Below are 18031 nucleotides of genomic sequence, written 5' to 3'. Positions count from 1 at the left end.
GATGAGGAGTGCACCGCATGTCTGACGTCCCGATGCTGCTCGGCGGCCGCTACGAGGTGGGCGACCTCCTCGGACGCGGCGGTATGGCCGAGGTGCACCTGGGGTTCGACACCCGGCTGGGGCGCCCCGTCGCCCTGAAGATGCTGCGCAGCGAGCTCGCCCGTGACCAGACGTTCATCAGCCGCTTCCGGCGGGAGGCCCAGTCGGCCGCCGGGCTGAACCACGCGTCCATCGTCGCCGTGTACGACCACGGCGAGGACGTCCTTCGCGAGAGCGGGGGCGCCGAGGTCAAGGTCCCGTTCATCGTCATGGAGCACGTCGACGGGCGCACCCTGCGCGAGGTCCTCACCGAGCGCGGGTCGCTGCCCACGGCCGAGGCGTTCCGCATCACCGAGGGCGTCCTCGACGCCCTGGCCTACAGCCACCGCAACGGCATCGTGCACCGCGACATCAAGCCGGCCAACGTCATGATCGCCGGCGACGGCACGGTCAAGGTCATGGACTTCGGCATCGCCCGCGCCATGGCCGACGCCAACGCCACGATGACGCAGACCCAGGCCGTCATCGGCACCGCCCAGTACCTCTCCCCGGAGCAGGCGCAGGGGCAGTCGGTCGACGCGCGCTCCGACCTGTACTCCACCGGCTGCATGCTCTTCGAGCTGCTCACCGGCCGGCCGCCGTTCGTGGGCGACAGCCCGGTCGCCATCGCCTACCAGCACGTGGGCGAGTCGCCGACCCCGCCGTCGCGCGTCATCGACGGGCTGACCGAGGACGTCGACTCGGTCGTCCTGCACGCCCTCGCCAAGCCGCGCGACGCTCGCTACCAGAGCGCCGACGAGTTCCGCCACGACCTGGCGGCGGTGCGCCTCGGCCGCCCGATCTCCGACGCCGCGCGGGGCGCGGCCGCCGCCCTGGCCGGTGCGGCCGCCGGCGGGCTGCTCGCCGGCACGTCCACCGAGGCCCTGCCGCCCATGCGCGACGACTCGACGAGCATCTACAGCGCCACCCCCCGCCCGGTCCCCGCCTACGACGCGCGCCACGGGTCCGACGACACCTACCCCGGTGACGACGACGGGTACGACGAGCGCCGCCGCAACCCCGCCGCGATGGTGCTGCTCGTCCTCGCCGTCCTCGCGGCCCTCGGGGCGCTCGGCTACGGCATGGTCCAGTACCTCGGCGACCCCGACATCGTCCAGGTCACCGTGCCCCGGCTCGTCGGCGACCCCGAGGAGTCGGCCGTCGCCAAGCTGGGCCTGGCCAAGCTCAAGGCCGACGTCGTGCGCGAGACGAGCGACACCGTGGAGGACGGACTCGTCATCCGGCAGAACCCCGGCGACGGCACCGAGGTCGACGAGGGCTCACGGGTGCAGCTGGTGGTCTCCTCCGGGCCGAGTGCCGTCACCGTGCCGGACGTCAGCGGCAAGACGCTCAAGGAGGCCACGGGCATCCTCACCGACCTCGGGCTCAAGGTCGGTGAACCGGACCGGGTCAACGACCCGGACACCGCGAAGGACGAGGTCATCGACTCCAACCCGTCACGAGGGACGTCGGTGGCGCTCAACACGACGATCATCCTGCGCGTGGGCACGGGTGAGGTCGAGGTGCCCAACGTCGTCGGCCGCACCCGCGACCAGGCGCAGCAGGCCATCCAGGGTGCCGGGCTGAAGTACAAGACGCAGACGCGCGAGACCGACTCGGTCCCGGAGGACACCGTCATCGAGCAGAACCCGCAGGACGGGACGCTCGAGATCGGCAAGACCGTGACGATCGTCGTGGCGAAGAAGCCCGCGCCGACCCCGACGCCCACCCCCACACCGACCCCGTCCGAGTCCCCCTCGCCGAGCCCGACCCCGTCGCTCCCGTAGCTCCGGGGGCGGCGGTCAGCCGGAGGCGACCATGCGGGCCACGCCCGCGGCGTCGTGGACGAGCGGGCTGAGACCGACCGAGCGCTCGACCGCGTCCTGCATCCCGCAGGTGCGCAGCCAGTTGGCGAGCATCCGGTGCCCGCCGTGGGTGAGGACCGACTCGGGGTGGAACTGCACCCCGTGCAGCGGGAGGCTCGCGTGGCGCACCGCCATGACGATCCCCGACTCGGTGTGCCCGTTGGGGACGAGGGTGTCAGGCAGCGTCTCGGGCTCGATGGTGAGGGAGTGGTAGCGGGTCGCGGTGAACGGGCTGGCCAGGCCCGCGAGGACGCCGCTGCCGTCGTGGTGGACCTGGCTGGTCTTGCCGTGGAGCAGCTCGGGCGCGCGGCCGACCGTGGCACCCATGACGACGCCGAGGGCCTGGTGGCCCAGGCACACGCCGAGCATCGGCTGGACGCGCTCGGCGCACGCCTCGATCATCGCCATCGAGACGCCGGCCTCCTCCGGGGTGCCGGGCCCGGGCGAGACGAGGACGCCGTCGAAGTCGGCGGCGTCGGCCGGTGACACGGCGTCGTTGCGCACGACCTCGCACTCGGCTCCCAGCTGCTCGAGGTAGCCGACGATGGTGAACACGAAGCTGTCGTAGTTGTCGACGACGAGGACGCGGGTCATGCGCTCCATGGTGCCCTGCCGGTGGGTCCCGCCGCACCGACGGTGTTCTCGGTGAACGGCAGCAGCGGGCTCACCGCCGGGAACACCCACTCGAACAGCACCCACACGACGAGGGCGAACAGCACGAGGCACTGCACCGTCCTGGCCCAACGCGGACCGGGGAGCAGGCGCCAGAGCGCGGCGTACACGGGTCAGCCCTTCGTCGGGGGGGTCAGCCAGCGGGCGGGGTCCCACCGGTCACGGGGCACGGTCTCGACCAGCGTGCCGTGCACGACGTAGCGCTGGGTGGCCGAGTACTTCGGGTGGCACGACGTCATCGTCAGCACGGCCGTGGTGGGCGTGGCGCCCGGCTCGTCTGGGACGGGGGCGATGACGCCGACGTCGCGGGGGCGCACGATGTCGTGGCCGCTGACCTCGTAGACGTAGACCTCGGCGGCGGTCTCGACAACCACCCGGTCGCCGTCGCGCAGGAGGTCGACGTCGTGGAACGGGCGACCGTAGGTGGTGCGGTGACCGGCGATCGCGAAGTTGCCGACCTGCCCCGGCCCGGCCGTGCCCACGTAGTGCCCGACTCCGAGCGCGAGGACGTCGCGCCCGGTGCCCTCGATGACGGGGCGGGCGTAGTCGGCCCCGAACCGGGGGATGCGCACGAGGGCGAAGGCGCCGTCCTCACCGATGGCGGCGGGGATCCCGTTCGCGCCCACGGGTCCCGGGGTGCGGTCGCGGGAGAAGTCGTCCTCGAGGGTGCGCACGATGCCGGCCTGGTCTCGGTTGGCGACGACGTCGGTCCACCACAGCTGCCAGGCGGCGAAGAGGAGGAGCAGGACGCCGAGGGTGAGCAGGACCTCGCCGGTCCAGCCGACGAGGCGGCGCACCATCAGCGGGTCACTGGACGGGGACGACGGCGTGGGCGGGGACGATCGAGCCGCTGTACGCCGGGAACGTCGTGTCGCCGAGGGTCTTCACGTCGTAGCCGAGGCCGATGGCGAGCGACCACTGCCGCAGGTTCTCGACCTCGCCGTCGGTGAGCAGCGACTCGCGCAGCCGCTCGGGGTTGCCCAGGGCGGTGATGACGTAGGGCGGGGAGTAGACCCGGCCCTGGAGGATCAGGGTGTTGCCGACGCAGCGCACCGCGCTGGTGGAGATGACCCGCTGGTCCTGCAGCATCATCGCCTCGGCGCCGCCGGACCACAGGGCGTTGACCACGGCCTGCACGTCCTGCTGGTGGATGACGTAGTCGTCGGGGTCGGCACCGGTGGGCACCTCCCCGCCCGGCAGGCTCGCGTCGTCGAGCTCGACGCGCACGGCCGGTCCCTCGACCTCGGTGCGGCCGGCGAGCGGGGCGAGCTCGTTGGCCTGGCGCTCGAGCTTCTGGGTGTCGACGTCGCCCGGGGCCAGGGCCGCGGTCTGCTCGTCGACGGCGGCCTGGAGGCGGTCGATCTCGGTGGAGCGCTCCTGGTTGGTGCGGTTCTGGCTGCGGATGAGGTCGGGGAGCATCGCCTGGTCGGGCCGGATGTCCTGGCCCTGGGCGGCCCGGACGCTGGAGGCGAACAGGGCCCCGGCGACGAGCGCCACGACGGGCACCAGCCACGGCCACGGCGAGGGTCGGTCGACCCGTCCCGCGTGCGTTCCGCCCACCGTGCTCACCTCCCTCTCCGCCTGACCCTCTACGCTAGGCCACACCACCAACGCCACGAGGAGACAGTCCGTGCCCGAGTCCAAGGGTCGCTCCAAGCCCAGCTACACCCCGCCGCGCACGGCGGCCAAGGCCCAGGGGCCCAACCCCCGCTGGTTCCTCCCGCTGATGCTCGGCCTGATGATCGTCGGCCTGCTCTGGGTCGTCACCTTCTACATCTCGGGCCAGCACCAGTTCCCCGTGCCGCAGCTCGGCCGCTGGAACCTCGGCGTCGGCTTCGGCTTCATGATGGCCGGCTTCCTCATGACGACGCGCTGGCGCTGACGCCCAGCCCGCACCCTTCGCCCGAGGGCCGCACCGGACACGTTCCGGTGCGGCCCTCGTCGTTGTCCACAGGGGTTGTCCACACTGGGGATGAATGACACGCGTGTAGTCCACATGGGGACAACCCCTGTGCACACCGCTGACCTGCGACGACGTCCTCCGGTCGTGCTCGTGGCGAGTTGTCCACAGGCTGGGGAGCGCACCGTCCTCAGGTCGTCCCCCACGGTGGACAACTCACTGACCCCTGCACGACGACAGGCCCCGGCGTGAGTGCCGGGGCCCGTCGAGACGTGGAGGGAGTGGGACTAGGCCGTGGCGTACTTCGCCACCGCGAGGAGCACGAGGACGACGAGGATCGCGGCGAGCCCGACCCAGTGCAGCGCCTTGTTGCCCCGGTTCATCAGGCTCTTGGCGCGACCGAGGTACGCGATGGCCGCGGCGCACGCCGCACCGGTGAGCATCCCGCCGAGGTGGGCCTGCCACGCGATGCCCGGGATGACGAACCCGAGGACCGCGTTGATGCCGATGACGACGTACATCCCCGCCGCCGACCGGCCGAGCCGCTTCTGCAGGACGAGGAACGCACCGAAGAGCCCGAACACCGCGCCGGACGCACCCACGGCGCCGGACCACCACATGCCGGGGCCGGTGGTGACGGCCTCCTCGTAGCTCTGCGGTGCCGCCATGAGGAGGTACACGACCGAGCCGCCCAGGGCGCTGAGCAGGTACGTGGCCGCGAAGCGCGCCCGGCCGACGAGCGGCTCGAGGTACCCGCCCATGACCCACAGCGCGTACATGTTGAACGCGATGTGGACGATGAGGCTCTGGCTGTGCGCGAACGCCGAGGTGAGGAAGCGCCACGGCTCGGCCTCACCGAGGGCCGGCACGAACGCGATCCGGTTCGTGAGGTCGGGGGAGGCGTACTGCGCGAGGAAGACCGCGACGCAGATGCCGATGATCGTCATCGTGACCAGTGGGCGGCCGTCGGTGGCCGCCCCACCGAAGACGGTGCGCGCCTGGCGCACCGTCTTGTTGCCCTCGCGCACGCAGTCGACGCACTGGACGCCGACCGCGGCGGGCCGCTGGCACTCGGGGCACGTGGGCCGGCGGCAGCGCTGGCAGCGCACGTACGACTCACGGTCGGGGTGGCGCGGGCAGACGGGGATCTGCTCGACGGCCTCCGGGGTCACCGGTTGCTCGGACAACTCATCTCCCTCGTTCTGCCCGCGCCCCGTGGAGCTGGTGCTCAGTCCTCGATCTCGACGCGCTCGATGACGACGTCGTCGAGCGGCTTGTCCTGCGCGCCGGTGCGGACGGCGGCGAGCTTGTCGACGACCTCGCGGCTGGCGGCGTCGGCGACCTCACCGAAGATCGTGTGCTTGCCGTTGAGCCACGTGGTGGCGCCGACGGTGATGAAGAACTGCGAGCCGTTGGTGCCCTTGCCGCCGCGCTTGCCGGCGTTGGCCATGGCGAGCAGGTACGGGCGGTCGAACTGCTTCTCGGGGTGGATCTCGTCGTCGAAGTCGTAGCCCGGGCCGCCCATGCCGCGGCCGAGCGGGCAGCCGCCCTGGATCATGAAGCCGGGGATGATGCGGTGGAAGATCAGGCCGTCGTAGTACTTGGTCGGGTTGGTGCGGCCCGCGTCGTCCTTGAACTGCTTCTCGCCCTTGGCGAGGCCGACGAAGTTGTCGACCGTCTTGGGCGCCTCGTTGGGGAAGAGGTCGACGACGATGGGACCGAGGGTGGTGTGCAGAGTTGCCTTCATGCGGTCGATCCTCTCACGGTGGCCTGACCGTTCCCTGAGCACTCGTGGGAGACAGCCGCGTTGGCGTGGCGTGACGACACGCCCGGATGCCGCGGGCGTGCATGCGCCTCATCCGTGAGACCCCGGATCGCGCTGAGCAGCATGAACAGGGCAGGATGAGGGTAAGGAAGAAGTCCAACTTCGAGGAGGACCCGTGTTCCGCACCAAGAGCCGGACCGAGCAGGCCCGGGACGCCGTCGCTGACGCCGCCGACCGCGCGAGCTCGTCCGCCAAGGACGCCGCCGACAAGGCCAGCTCGTCCGCCAAGCGCGCCGCAGACAAGGCGGCCGACCGCGCCGCCGACGCCAAGGGCAAGGCGTCCGACCTGTCCAGCAGCGCCGCCGACCAGTACGGCACCGCCAAGGACCGCGCCCACGACTACGCCGATGTCGCGCGCGACGCCGCCGACACCGCGCGGGTCAAGGCGCACGACTACGCCGAGGTCGCCCGCGACTACGCCGACACCGCCATCGACAAGGCCCACGACGCAGCCGAGACCCTGGCCCCCAAGGTCGAGGCCGCGCGCGAGACCTTCATCGAGGACATCGTCCCCAAGGTGGCCAGCGCCCTCGCGGCGATCGCCGCCGGTGCCGCGGCGGCGAAGGAGCAGGCCTCCGAGGCCGCCGACCGCGCCCCCGACGCGCTGGCCGTCCTCAAGGGCGACGCCACCGCCAAGCACTCCGGTGGCAAGGGCAAGTGGATCCTCACCCTCGGCGCCATCGCCGCCGGTGCCGCGGTCTACGCGTGGCGCAAGAGCAACGAGCGCCCCGACCCGTGGGCCACGGCCGGGCCGTACACCCCGCCCACCACGACGCAGCAGAAGGTCACCGACCTCAAGGACGCCGCCGTGGCCAAGGCCGCCGACGTCAAGGAGGCCGCCACCGAGAAGGCCGGTGAGCTGAAGGAGAAGGCCACCGAGGCCAAGGACGCCGCGGTCGCCAAGGCCACCGACGCCAAGGACGCGGCCGCCGAAAAGGCGTCCGAGGCCAAGGCCACCGCCTCGGCGAAGGCGTCGTCCGCCAAGGGTGCGGCTGCCGCGAAGGTCGACGACGTCACCGACGGCTCCGCCGCCGACGACGCCACCGCCACGTGGGAGTCCGCCGAGGTCTCCGAGGACGGCGCGGCCTCCACCTCGGGCACCTCCGAGGGCGCCGACCTCTCCACCCCGAACCTCGACCAGGGCTCGAACGACAAGTCCTGACCGCAGCGCACGGCACGACGGCCGGTCATCCTCCAATGGGATGGCCGGCCGTCGGCGTTTCGGGGCGGTTCCGGACCCCGAGCCTCAGGCGACCGCGCGCGTGACGAGGTCGGCGAGCTGGGTGACGTCGGGGTCGTCCTCGAGGACGGCCTGGAGCCGTCGCGTCTCGGCGCGCAGGTGCTCGGCGCTGGCCCACTGCGACCACGGCCCCTGGGTGAGCCGGTCGGTGAGCATCGCCACGACGTAGTCCTGGTGCAGGCGGGGCGAGGCCTCGGCGAGGTCCGGCGCGCAGCCCTCGTCGTCGAGCCAGCTGCGCCGCTCCACCGTCTCGCCGCCCTGGTCGCGATAGCGCACGGTCGCCACGACGAACGGCCCGTCCGGGGCGCCGCGGCGCATCTCGACCTCGTACAGCGCGGTCGACGCGTGGCCGGCGAACACCTCGCCGCCGTCGACCGCGTCGTCGCGGAACTGCTCGTCGGCCACCGCGCGGTTCTCGTACCCGATCAGCCGGTAGCCGGCGACGAGCGCGGGGTCGAACTGCACCTGCGCCTTGGCGTCGCGGCCGGTCACGACGAGCGAGCCGGTGAGCCCGGTGGCGAAGACGCGGGCCGCCTCGTCGGCGCCGTCGACGTAGACGTGCCACCCGTCACCCCGGTCGGCGAGCTGCTCGAGGAGCCGGTCGTCGTAGTTCTCGATGCCGACGCCCACCGACACGAGGTTGATGCCGGAGCGCGCCTGCTCGCCGATCCGCTCGAGGATGCCCTCGGGCGAGGTGCTGCCGACGTTGGCGACGCCGTCGCTGACGAGGACGACGCGCGTCATCCGGCCCTCGGTGCGCATCGAGGCCGCGAGGTCGTACCCGAGCGCCAGCCCGGCCTCGGCGTTGGTCGAGCTCTGCGGGGTCAGCTCGTCGATGGCGCCGAGGAGGGCACCGCGGTCGCGGACGAGGGTCGGCCGCAGCGCCACCCGCGCCTGGGTGGAGTAGCAGACCATCGCGACCCGGTCGGTGGGCCGCAGCGAGGTGGCGAGGGTGCGCAGCGCAGCCTTGGTCGTCTCCATCTTCCCGGCCTCGCGCATCGAGCCCGAGCAGTCGACGACGAGGACGAGGTCGGCGTCGCGCCGGGTCTCCTCGTCGACGTCGGCGCTGCGGATGCCGACCCGGACCAGCCGGTGGTCGGGCCGGAACGGCAGCACGGCGGCGTCGATGCTCACGCCGAGCCCGGTGCGGGGGGCCTCGTAGTCCTGCTCGAAGTAGTTGACGAACTCCTCGGTGCGGACCTCCTCCGGGTTCACCCGGTGGCCCTGCGACACCGCGTCGCGGAAGCGCGTGTACGAGCCGGTGTCGATGTCGAGGGCGAAGGTCGAGAGCGGGTCGGTGGAGGGGTCGGTCATCCCGGACCACCGCCGGGGGACGTCGTCGGGGGCGACGGGCTCGGAGTACTCGGGGGACGCGCCGGTGTTCGGGCCGGGCTGGATGGGGGCGGTGCCGCCGGCGCTGTCGCGGGGTGAGCCGTTCCCGCCCGTGGCGCCGTTGCTCGTCCCGCCGTTGCTGGTGGTCCCGCGGCCCTGCTGGGGGTCGCTGCCCCCGTCGCTGCTGGCGCTGCAGCCGGCCGTGGCGAGGGCGACGACGAGGGCGGCGGCGGCCAGGCCGGTCGAGCGGCGGTGTGCTGTGGTGGTCATCTCGTCCCCCTCGTGGTGGCGTCGTCGGCTCCCGTTCGACGGAACCTATGGCGCGCAGTTCCCCTCCGGCGCAGGAGTTATCGGGACGTGACCGGACCGATGACGGTTCGTGTCCGGAACGCCTCCGTCGTGTCCGGGCCGTGACCGCGGCGGGATGATCCCGTGACCAAGCGCCCCGGCGGACGGGACGTCAGGCCGGGGCGCCGACGAGGTGCTTGCGCCCGGTGAGCAGCGCCAGGCCGTAGCAGAGAGCCACGACGACGAGCAGGGCGTTGAACCCGAGGACGAGCGCCAGGTACTCCAGCGCCCCACCGAGCATCGCGCCGAGCAGGTTGGCCCCGAACGCCGTCGTCGACGAGCCCACGGTCTTGAACCGCACCGCGAAGAGCAGGTTCGCCAGGAAGATCGGCAGGAACGCGATCGTCACGCCAACGGCGAACCGCGGGACGGGCGAGAGGTCGAGGAGCAGGTCGCCCGGGACGACCCACGCCAGAGCGAGCGCCGCCAGCAGCCCGGCGTAGAGCCACACCGGCCGCCGGATCGTCACCCGGCGCGCGACCTCGATGGCCGCGAGGACGCTGAGCAGGACCCCGGTGAACACGGCGGCGTTGATCGCCCAGGTGGTGCCGAAGAGCAGCGCGAACTGCACGACGTTCTTCGTCTCGAGCAGGAGGAACGCGACGCCCATGAAGAACAGGTCGGCGTACGGCCGCATCTGCCTCAGGGGACCGCCCACCCGGCGCACCAGGACGAGGGAGGTGAGCAGGACCAGGCCGAGCATCACGAGGTAGAACGGCGGGATGGTGCGGGTCCCCAGGTACGGGAACGGCCGGTCATCCACCGAGGGCTCGAGCTCGCCCACCCGCGGGGTCCACGTCGTGGTGCACCCGCCGGTGGAGGCGTCGTCGCGCAGCGTCATCACCGCCTGCTGGCGCTGGCCCTGGGTGGGGCCGAGCTGCACGCACGGGGCGGTGCCGTAGACCGTGCGTATGGTGTTGGCGTAGCGGTCGAGCAGCCACGGCTCGTAGTAGTTGTACATCGCGAAGGTGCCGCCGGGCGCGAGCAGGGAGCGGGCCCGCTCGAGCGCCTGCGTGGTGAACAGGTAGTTCTCCAGGCGCAGCGCCGACTGCCCGGTGACGATGGTCGCGGAGTCGGGGAGCGCGAACAGGACGAGGTCGTAGCGCCGGGTCGAGCGCTCCATGAAGGCGCGGCCGTCGTCGACGTGGAGGGTGACGCGCGGGTCGTCGTACGGCCGGTCAGGGTGGCGGTCGCGGCCGATCTGCACCAGCGCCGGGTCGATCTCCACGGCGTCGACGTGCTCGGCACCCTGGCTGAGCGCGACGGCGACGTCGTTGCCGGTGCCCGCCCCGATGACGAGCACCTCGTCGTGCGCGCCGGCGTAGGTGTAGGGGAAGAAGTAGAAGGGCGAGTTGGTCCTCGCCTGCTCCACCGACATCGACGTCTGCAACGGGGTGTTGTTCACCTCGACCCGCACGTTGCCGCCGGCCGCCGCCCCGGTGCGGATCTTGTAGTACGGCGACCACTGGAACGGGCCGATGACCGACTCCAGGCCGAGCGCGAGGACCACCGTGGCGATGCCGACCGCCGGCAGCCAGCGCCGCGTCCTCACCCGCGGCCCGAGGAGGACGACGAACACCGCCGCCGACACCAGCGCCCAGGCGAGCGGCGGCATCCGCAGGAACGACAGGCCCGCGAAGGTGACGATGCCGAGCAGCGAGCCGCCGATGTCGAGGCGGTAGGCCTCCAGCGGCGGGAACGTCGAGAAGGTGCGGGCGACCTCCTGGGCCACGAGCCCGAGGGTCGCCGCGGTGAGCAGGAAGATCACGGCCAGCGACACGGGGCGGGGCAGGGGCCCCATCCCGAGGACGCCGGCCAGCTCCCAACGGCCCTGCGAGGTCGTCCCGGTGCGCACGGGGAACACCAGGACGAAGGCGACGAGCGCGGCGAGGAGGACGGGGGCGAGCGGGAAGAGGTCTCGGCCCCGGTCGCCGCGCAGGAAGCCGAGCCCGATCCCGAGGAAGCTGGCGAGCAGGACGAAGTTCGTCAGGTGGGTCAGGTACAGGTTGTTCGACGCCGTCCAGCGGATCAGCGCGAGCTCGACGAACAGCATCAGCGCGCTGGCCAGCACCAGCCTGACCCGCGGCGAGAGCGTCACCCGCGTCAACCTAGCGGCGCGCGCGTTCCCGCAGGCCCGATGGCCCGATCGAGTCATTGTCCGTGCCGGGGCGCGGTGCCACGCTGGATCAGGGCAACCGACGGGGCGAGTGACTTCGTGCCCGTCTCGCGGTGGACCTGCTCTCCGCCGCCGGTGACGTGGGCGTCGACGTCGACCGGCCGACGACGGAGGGGGTCCTGCCCGCGCGTCGCTGAAGGAGGCGAGTCTGTGGGCACCATCGTCATCCCCGGAGCCGAGGTCCTGGTCCCGCGCGGCCGGTCGAACTCGATGGACGGCATCGGCGGTCCGCGGGCGACCTGCCACGCGACGGTGTCGAAGCCGGGGTCCTTCGACGCCATGCACGAGGTGCTGACCGACAAGAAGGGCGAGAGCCACGTCCTCTACGACATGGACGGCGACCGGCTGGGGCAGTACTTCCCTCTCGACCGCGGCGCCCGCGCCCTCCTGGGGTCCGACGACACCCCCAGCGGGATCAGCCACAACCGCCGCGGCGTGGTCAACATCCAGGTCGAGATCTGCTGGGACCCCGAGGACGGCGACCTGACCGCGCACGAGCTGTGGAAGCGGCCTCGTCCGATGTGGGACGCCTTCCTCGACGCCGTGCGGTCCTGGGGGATCGAGGACCGCTTCATCTTCCGGGGGGCCCGCAACCCGGATGACCGCGCCAACGTGGTCCGCTCCCTGTCGACGTTCAAGACCGCCGCCGGCGGCGGGGTGTGGTGGCACCACGGCCACTACCCGGACGGCGAGAGCCACTGGGACGCCGGTCCCATCACCGAGTCCCGCTTCTTCTCATCGGAGGACCACATGGAACCGCGCGACGTCTGGACGTTCGACGGGATCATCCCGCCCAACCCCACGCCGGAGAACCCGACCTTCACGGCGGCCTCCGCCCTGCAGTTCGCCCTGAAGCGCTCGTCCGAGGCCGCGAAGTCCTCGGCCGCCGCCGTCGCGCAGCTCGAGGCGATCACGCAACAGCTGGCCGAGCTCAACCTCAAGCTCGACGCGCTGGCTCTCCCCGGGCGGGGGAGAGGGCGTGGCGGCGACGGCGGGGGCGACATCTGACCGGTGCAGCCGCGCGCCGGCCGCGGCGCTCGACCCTGCCCCGCGACGCCCATCCCTGTCACAATCGCCCCATGCGGTACACGTTCGGGGACCTCGTCCTCGACACCGACCGGTACCTCCTGGAGCGCGGCGGGGAGCCCCAGCACGTGCAGCCCCAGGTCTTCGACGTGCTCAGCCACCTGCTGGCCCACCGGGCGCGCGTCGTGCCGAAGACCGAGCTGCTCGACACCGTGTGGGGCGACCGCTTCGTCAGCGAGTCGACGCTGACCAGCCGGATCAAGGCCGCCCGCCGGGTGGTAGGCGACGACGGGATCGGGCAGCACGTCATCAAGACCGTGCACGGCCGCGGGTACCGCTGGGTGGCGGAGGTCGACGAGGACGCGCCGCCCGCGCCATCCGGGGACGGGGTCGCGTCGGTCGGGGGGCCGGCTGCGGCATCGGGGAAGCTGCAGCAGCGGATCAGGTTCTGCCGCACCGCGGACGGCGAGCGCCTCGCCTACGCGACGGTCGGCGACGGACCGCCCCTGGTCCGCGCCGCCCACTGGATCACCCACCTCGACTACGAGTGGACGAGCCCGGTCTGGCAGCACTGGATGGAGGGCCTGTCGCGCGGGCGAACCCTGGTGCGGTACGACGAGCGGGGCTGCGGCCTGTCGGACCACGACCCGTACGACGTGTCGCTGGAGTCCTTCGTCCGCGACCTCGAGGCGGTGGTCGACGACCTCGGGCTCGAGCGCTTCCCTCTCATGGGGCTCTCCCAGGGCGGGCCGGTCGCCATCGAGTACGCGCACCGGCACCCCGAGCGGGTCAGCCGGCTCGTGCTGGTGGGCGCATTCGTCAAGGGGAGGCGGGCGCGGTCGTACACCGCGGAGCATGCGCGGGAGTTCGAGATGCAGCGCGAGCTGATCCGGCTCGGGTGGGGGCGTGACGAGCACTCGTTCCGGCTGTACTTCTCGTCGGTGTTCATGCCCGACGCCGACCCCGCGCTGTGGACCGACTTCGCGCAGCTGATGCGCCGCACCGCGTCGGCCGAGAACGCGTTGCGCCTGTTCGACGCGTGCCTCGACATGGACGTCACGGAGGCCGCCCGGGCCCTCGACGTCCCCACGCTGATCCTCCACGCGCGCGACGACATGCGGATCCCGTTCGAGCAGGGGGTCGCGCTCGCCTCGCTCATCACCGGGAGCCGGCTCGTTCCGCTGGACTCGCGCAACCACCTGCTGCGCCCCGACGAGCCGGCGTGGACCCACCTGCTCGCCGAGGTCGACGCGTTCCTCGCCGAGGACGGGGGCGCGGACGCCGAAGAGTCCATGGTCAGTCCACGTGCGGTGCACCCCGTCTCCAAGGACTCCGGCCCGTAGCGGACGACCGTTCTCCTCATCGCCATCGACGAGGAGAGCACCGTGGACCACACCACCCCGGCACCGTCCAGACCCGCCCGCACCCGGCACGCCGACGTCGTCGTCGTGGGGGCGCGCTGCGCGGGCGCCACCACCGCACTGCTACTGGCGCGACTGGGCCACGACGTGCTCGTCCTCGACCGGGCGCAGTTCCCCAGCGACACGGTCTCGACGCACGTCATCGCCCGGACGGGGATGGTCCAGCTGCACCGGTGGGGACTGCTCGACGCGCTGCACGCGACAGGGGCCCCACCGGTGCGCACGGTCGAGATCGATACCGGCGCCGAGGTCATCGTGCGCGGCATCAAGGACCGCCACGGCGTCGACCACCTGCTCGCGCCCCGTCGGATCGTCCTCGACGCGGTGCTGCAGGAGGCGGCCCTCGACGCCGGGGCGCGCCTCTTCACCGGCGCATCGGTCGAGGGCGTCGTCCGGGATGACGGCGGCCGCGTCGTGGGGGTGCACGGGCAGGACGCGGAGGGGCCGGTCCGGGTGATGGCGCGGCACGTCATCGGCGCCGACGGGCTGGGGTCGCGCGTGGCCCGTTCGGTGGGAGCGCCGTTCACCGACGTGCGGCCGACGTCGGGGGCGTCGCTCTACGCGTACGTCACCGGGGAGTGGTCGGCGATCGAGTACGTGGTCGGGGACGGCTCGCTGGCCGGGGTCTTCCCCACGCACGGCGGCCAGGCCTGTGTCTGGGTCTGCACGTCGGAGGAGGTCGCGCGACGGCACCAGCGGCGTGGCTCCCGGGACGGCCTGCTCGGGCGGCTCCTCGCCGAGCTGGCGCCGCGCCTCGGGGAGCGGGTGCGCGCCGGAGAGCAGACGACGCCCGTGCGCGGGATGCTCCGGATGCCGAACCACGTGCGCCAGGCGTCCGGCCCGGGGTGGGCGCTCGTCGGCGACGCCGGCTACCACCGCGACGCGATCACCGGGTTCGGGATCAGCGACGCCTTCCGCGATGCCGAGCTGCTCGCCACCGCGCTGGACGAGGCGCTGTGCCGGCCGGGGTCGGAGGGCGCGGCGCTCGCGGCGTACGGGGCGACCCGCGACCGCATGGCGCGGCCCGTCCTCGACCTCACCTGCGAGCTCGCGACGTTCCCCGAGCCGGCGCGGTTCGTCGAGCTGCAGCGCGAGCTGGCGGTCGCCATCGACGACCAGGCCGGCGAGCTCGCCGCCCGGCCCTCACCCGTCGGCGCCGCCGTCGCGTGACCACCGACCTCGCCGGCGAGACGCCGGCGACGCACCACCACCCATCACCACCACCGCAGCACCCACCGAGAGGAACCACCATGTCCACGGACACCGCCCACCGGAACGGCGTCGACACCGCGACGCTCTTCGCCACCCTCGACGCCGTCAAGCAGATGCCGGCCGCCGCCCAGTTCCAGTTCCGCGCCCACAACGAGTGGCAGTCGGGGACGCACAGCCGCTCGACGATCTCCGACTTCTTCGGGGTCGGCGAGGAGCGCGCCCACGAGCGGGAGTTCGTCTTCGACGGCGACCACCCCGCGGTCCTCGTCGGCAGGGACAACGGCCCGACCCCGGTCGAGGTGATGCTGCACTCCCTGGCCGCCTGCCTCACGGCCGGGCTCGCCAACATCGCCGCCGCGCGGGGCGTGACGCTCACGGAGGTGCGCTCCACGGTGACCGGCGACATCGACCTCAACGGGATCCTCGGCCTGCAGCCGGTCCGCAACGGCTACCAGCAGGGAGCGTGCGGTTCGTCGTCAAGGGGGACGCCCCGGAGGAGGTCCTGCGGGCGATCGTCGAGCAGTCCCGGGCGCGCTCGGCGGTCTTCGACGTCATGACCAACGGCGTCCCGGTCGACATCGAGGTGGAGGTCGCCTGACCCCCTCCACCACCCGCGGCGTGTGCTCAGGTGGCTGCTCCGGCGACCGCCTGGGCACGCGCCGTCGGTGTTTGCGCAGGTGCGGGGGGTGACACGCGCCGATCCGCGGGGGATGATGCCCGGATGGGCGGCAGGGGTCCACGACGTAGAGGTGCCACCGCGGCGATGGTCGCGCTGGTGGCACTGGGCTTCTCGGGAGCCCTGCCCGGGGTGGTGGGCACAGCATCCGCAGTGACTCCGGCGTCGTCGAGCGTGCCGGTGAACGACCCGGGTTGGAGGCTGCCGAGCGCCTCCGACGTCGCCGACGCGAAGGATGCCGCGGCCGCCGCCGCCAAGGAGGTCGCCGCCATCACGGCGAAGGTCGAGCGCGCCAAGGCCCGACTCGAGGCGCTGCAGCGCGGGATCGCCGAGGCGGTGTCGGCACAGCAGGTGGCCGAGCAGCGCCTGGCCGACGCCAGGACCGCGGTGCAGCAGGCGACCGTCGACCTCGCCGCCGCCCGGGCGGCCCGCGAGGACGCCGACCGCGACCTCTCCGGCACCGCTGCCCTGATGTACATGTCGGGCGGGGAGCTGCAGAACATGGGCACGCTCGTGCTGTCGCCGCCGAACGTCATGTCCGACCTCGTGGTCGTGCTCGACCAGAACGCGTACGACGCCAGCCAGGACCTCGACGTGGCCAAAGCCGCGGCAGCAGACGCCGCCAACCAGGAGCGCTTCCTCCTCTTCACCCGCGACACCCAGGCGAGCGCCCTCGAGGACCTCGGCCGCAAGCGCGCCGCCACCGAGAAGGCGGCCGCGCAGGCCGGAGCGGAGGCGGCGAAGCTCGGCAAGCAGCAGGAGGAGCTGACCGCCCGCCTGGCCGGGCTCGACGCGACCGCAGCCATCCTCGCCGGCACTCGAGAGGCCGCGGCCCGCTTCGGTCTCACGTCGATGATCGGGTTGCAGGCGTCCGGGCCGGAACCGAGGAAGGCCCAGGAGATCGCGCGCTCGATGATGCCTGAACGTGGCTGGGACGCAGCCGAGTTCACCTGCCTCGTCGCACTCTGGAACGCCGAGTCCGGTTGGAGCTGGAGCGCGACCAACTCCTCGTCTGGCGCCTACGGCATCCCCCAGGCCCTGCCCGGCTGGAAGATGGCGAGCGCCGGCAACGACTGGCTCACCAACCCCGCCACCCAGATCACCTGGGGACTGGGCTACATCGACGACGTCTACGGCTCACCCTGCAACGCGTACGAGAAGTTCCTGTCGAGATCTCCCCACTGGTACTGACCCCCTGCTTGCAAAATCCCCGAAGTGGCTCCGCGAGAATGTGATTGAGCACGAGCTGGGGCGTTGTGGGGTACCGGATCACGCCGGTTTCGCGAGCAACTGCAGTACTTCTCTGGGGTACGGCGGCGGTGCTTTCGGCGAGTCGCCCAAGAAGGACCAGAGGGCCTTCCACCTGAGTCCTACCGGCCATCGATCGCGCGTCGCGCCGCCTCGAAGATGAACATGTAGTCCAAGGCTCGATGCGGTCGGCGTCCAAGGACTTGGAGCGAGCCAAGAGCGTCCAGCCAAGCCTCAGCCATCACAGCAGGGTCGACTTTGAGTCGATCCGCTTCGGCCCTGATTGCTTGGTGAAACTCGGGACTAGCGGCGAACTCTGCGAGCGGAAGCGGAAGCTCAGCCACCTCGTGCCCAGCCGGCTCCAAACCAAGCAACGAGTCGATGGAGACGTTCAACGTCGCCGCGAGGGACCGCAACTTGTCCAGCGCTGGGTTGCTCAGGACATCTCGCTCCAGGTCCGACAGGTAGTTGAGGCTAAGGCCACTCGGTTCAGCCACCTCCCTGAGCGTCCGACCTGCGGCTAGGCGGGCCGCCCGGAGCCGCGCGCCGAAGGTTGGGACGCCAGGAGGTTGATGGGTCGCGGTTGGACGTGATTTCGGTGGCAACGGAATCCTCCTCTCGGAATCAGTTGACAACGGACTTCGTCCATGGCTTACTTGCGATTATGAGTTCCGGCCACACCGTAACACGCCGTCCGCACCGCCGCGTGCCCCGGTCACCACTTCGTGCAGCAAAGGCACGCGTACTCCATAGGGATGTCCTTGGCGCCTTCGTTGACTCCGCTCTCGAACAGAGACTTGCCTCCGTGCTACTCGTCAGTCCTTGGATCTCGGACGAGCTCGGGGGGTGCGCCGCCTTCGGCCGGTTGATGCGATGGTCGACCGCCAGCGGTGCACGCATAAGAGTGATCACGAGGCGACCGATGACTCCGCCACACGGTCGCGCACTCGATGCGGTGGTTGATGCCGGTGGGCGCGTCTCCCTGCTGGACGACCTCCACGCGAAGGTCTTC

Annotated in this window: 17 protein-coding genes; 8 read left to right on the top strand and 9 right to left on the bottom strand. The window is 72.0% G+C overall.

Annotated elements, in window-relative coordinates:
* The first annotated feature begins 17 nt into the window (after positions 1-17).
* Positions 18-1865 carry a Stk1 family PASTA domain-containing Ser/Thr kinase gene (pknB, locus tag ACFLFB_RS00675; protein ID WP_392543779.1) on the top strand — a complete coding sequence of 616 codons (1848 nt, stop codon included), beginning with the start codon at positions 18-20 and terminating at the stop codon, positions 1863-1865.
* Between the two features lie 15 nt (positions 1866-1880).
* On the opposite strand, the gene ACFLFB_RS00670 is transcribed toward pknB, so the two are convergent.
* From ACFLFB_RS00670 to ACFLFB_RS00655, 4 genes are read right to left on the bottom strand one after another with little or no spacing between them, the layout of a single operon-like run.
* On the bottom strand, positions 1881-2537 hold the full coding sequence (locus tag ACFLFB_RS00670) for an aminodeoxychorismate/anthranilate synthase component II (protein WP_392543778.1): 657 nt from the start codon (positions 2535-2537) through the stop codon (positions 1881-1883).
* On the bottom strand, positions 2534-2725 hold the full coding sequence (locus ACFLFB_RS00665) for a hypothetical protein (RefSeq protein ID WP_392543777.1): 192 nt from the start codon (positions 2723-2725) through the stop codon (positions 2534-2536). The genes ACFLFB_RS00670 and ACFLFB_RS00665 overlap by 4 nt, the downstream gene beginning before the upstream one ends.
* A 3-nt stretch (positions 2726-2728) precedes the next feature.
* A complete protein-coding gene (locus tag ACFLFB_RS00660) occupies positions 2729-3415 on the bottom strand; it encodes a class E sortase (RefSeq protein WP_392543776.1) in 687 nt (228 codons plus the stop codon).
* Between the two features lie 7 nt (positions 3416-3422).
* The gene (locus ACFLFB_RS00655; RefSeq protein WP_392543775.1) at positions 3423-4175 is read right to left on the bottom strand and encodes a DUF881 domain-containing protein; all 753 of its coding nucleotides are present in this window, start codon (positions 4173-4175) and stop codon (positions 3423-3425) included.
* Between the two features lie 70 nt (positions 4176-4245).
* Between ACFLFB_RS00655 and ACFLFB_RS00650 the strand changes: the two genes are divergently transcribed.
* Positions 4246-4497, top strand: a complete 252-nt coding sequence (locus ACFLFB_RS00650; protein ID WP_392543774.1) for a cell division protein CrgA — start codon at positions 4246-4248, stop codon at positions 4495-4497.
* A 305-nt stretch (positions 4498-4802) separates the two neighbouring features.
* On the opposite strand, the gene ACFLFB_RS00645 is transcribed toward ACFLFB_RS00650, so the two are convergent.
* Together ACFLFB_RS00645 and ACFLFB_RS00640 are read right to left on the bottom strand one after the other, a co-directional pair.
* The gene (locus ACFLFB_RS00645) at positions 4803-5702 is read right to left on the bottom strand and encodes a rhomboid family intramembrane serine protease (RefSeq protein WP_392543773.1); all 900 of its coding nucleotides are present in this window, start codon (positions 5700-5702) and stop codon (positions 4803-4805) included.
* 41 nt (positions 5703-5743) lie between these two features.
* Positions 5744-6262 (bottom strand): peptidylprolyl isomerase, encoded by a 519-nt coding sequence (locus tag ACFLFB_RS00640; RefSeq protein WP_392543772.1) that lies wholly within the window; start codon positions 6260-6262, stop codon positions 5744-5746.
* 193 nt (positions 6263-6455) lie between these two features.
* On the opposite strand from ACFLFB_RS00640, the gene ACFLFB_RS00635 reads away from it, so the two are divergent.
* Positions 6456-7502, top strand: coding sequence for a hypothetical protein (locus ACFLFB_RS00635; protein WP_392543771.1), 1047 nt, complete (start codon positions 6456-6458; stop codon positions 7500-7502).
* An 84-nt stretch (positions 7503-7586) separates the two neighbouring features.
* Here the strand turns inward: ACFLFB_RS00635 and ACFLFB_RS00630 are convergent, their stop codons facing one another.
* Both ACFLFB_RS00630 and ACFLFB_RS00625 read right to left on the bottom strand, forming a co-directional pair.
* Positions 7587-9182: a von Willebrand factor type A domain-containing protein gene (locus ACFLFB_RS00630; RefSeq protein ID WP_392543770.1), complete on the bottom strand. Its 1596-nt coding sequence runs from the start codon at positions 9180-9182 to the stop codon at positions 7587-7589.
* Positions 9183-9372: 190 nt separating this feature from the next.
* A complete protein-coding gene (locus tag ACFLFB_RS00625; protein ID WP_392543769.1) occupies positions 9373-11358 on the bottom strand; it encodes a spermidine synthase in 1986 nt (661 codons plus the stop codon).
* A gap of 228 nt (positions 11359-11586) precedes the next feature.
* Between ACFLFB_RS00625 and ACFLFB_RS00620 the strand changes: the two genes are divergently transcribed.
* From ACFLFB_RS00620 to ACFLFB_RS00600, 5 genes are all read left to right on the top strand, one after another.
* On the top strand, positions 11587-12444 hold the full coding sequence (locus tag ACFLFB_RS00620) for a hypothetical protein (protein ID WP_392543768.1): 858 nt from the start codon (positions 11587-11589) through the stop codon (positions 12442-12444).
* A 71-nt stretch (positions 12445-12515) separates the two neighbouring features.
* Positions 12516-13805, top strand: coding sequence for an alpha/beta fold hydrolase (locus tag ACFLFB_RS00615; RefSeq protein WP_392543767.1), 1290 nt, complete (start codon positions 12516-12518; stop codon positions 13803-13805).
* A gap of 42 nt (positions 13806-13847) precedes the next feature.
* Positions 13848-15053: an FAD-dependent monooxygenase gene (locus ACFLFB_RS00610; protein WP_392543766.1), complete on the top strand. Its 1206-nt coding sequence runs from the start codon at positions 13848-13850 to the stop codon at positions 15051-15053.
* A gap of 80 nt (positions 15054-15133) precedes the next feature.
* The gene (locus ACFLFB_RS00605) at positions 15134-15652 is read left to right on the top strand and encodes an OsmC family protein (protein ID WP_392543765.1); all 519 of its coding nucleotides are present in this window, start codon (positions 15134-15136) and stop codon (positions 15650-15652) included.
* Positions 15653-15951: 299 nt separating this feature from the next.
* Entirely contained in the window at positions 15952-16962 is a 1011-nt protein-coding gene (locus ACFLFB_RS00600; protein ID WP_392543764.1) for a hypothetical protein, read from the top strand.
* A gap of 179 nt (positions 16963-17141) precedes the next feature.
* Here the strand turns inward: ACFLFB_RS00600 and ACFLFB_RS00595 are convergent, their stop codons facing one another.
* Positions 17142-17624 carry a helix-turn-helix domain-containing protein gene (locus tag ACFLFB_RS00595; protein WP_392545453.1) on the bottom strand — a complete coding sequence of 161 codons (483 nt, stop codon included), beginning with the start codon at positions 17622-17624 and terminating at the stop codon, positions 17142-17144.
* Positions 17625-18031 lie beyond the last annotated feature (407 nt).

This window comes from Oryzobacter telluris (assembly GCF_043099285.1).
GTDB lineage: Bacteria > Actinomycetota > Actinomycetes > Actinomycetales > Dermatophilaceae > Oryzobacter > Oryzobacter telluris.
Note: the sequence above shows the minus strand (reverse complement) of the source record. Positions and strands in the feature narration are given on the sequence as shown.

Coding starts and splice junctions, on each gene's coding strand:
- pknB (WP_392543779.1), top strand. CDS start 18: ATGTCTGACGTCCCGATGCTGCTCGGCGGCCGCTACGAGGTGGGCGAC.
- ACFLFB_RS00670 (WP_392543778.1), bottom strand. CDS start 2,537: ATGACCCGCGTCCTCGTCGTCGACAACTACGACAGCTTCGTGTTCACC.
- ACFLFB_RS00660 (WP_392543776.1), bottom strand. CDS start 3,415: ATGGTGCGCCGCCTCGTCGGCTGGACCGGCGAGGTCCTGCTCACCCTC.
- ACFLFB_RS00640 (WP_392543772.1), bottom strand. CDS start 6,262: ATGAAGGCAACTCTGCACACCACCCTCGGTCCCATCGTCGTCGACCTC.
- ACFLFB_RS00630 (WP_392543770.1), bottom strand. CDS start 9,182: ATGACCACCACAGCACACCGCCGCTCGACCGGCCTGGCCGCCGCCGCC.
- ACFLFB_RS00615 (WP_392543767.1), top strand. CDS start 12,516: ATGCGGTACACGTTCGGGGACCTCGTCCTCGACACCGACCGGTACCTC.
- ACFLFB_RS00605 (WP_392543765.1), top strand. CDS start 15,134: ATGTCCACGGACACCGCCCACCGGAACGGCGTCGACACCGCGACGCTC.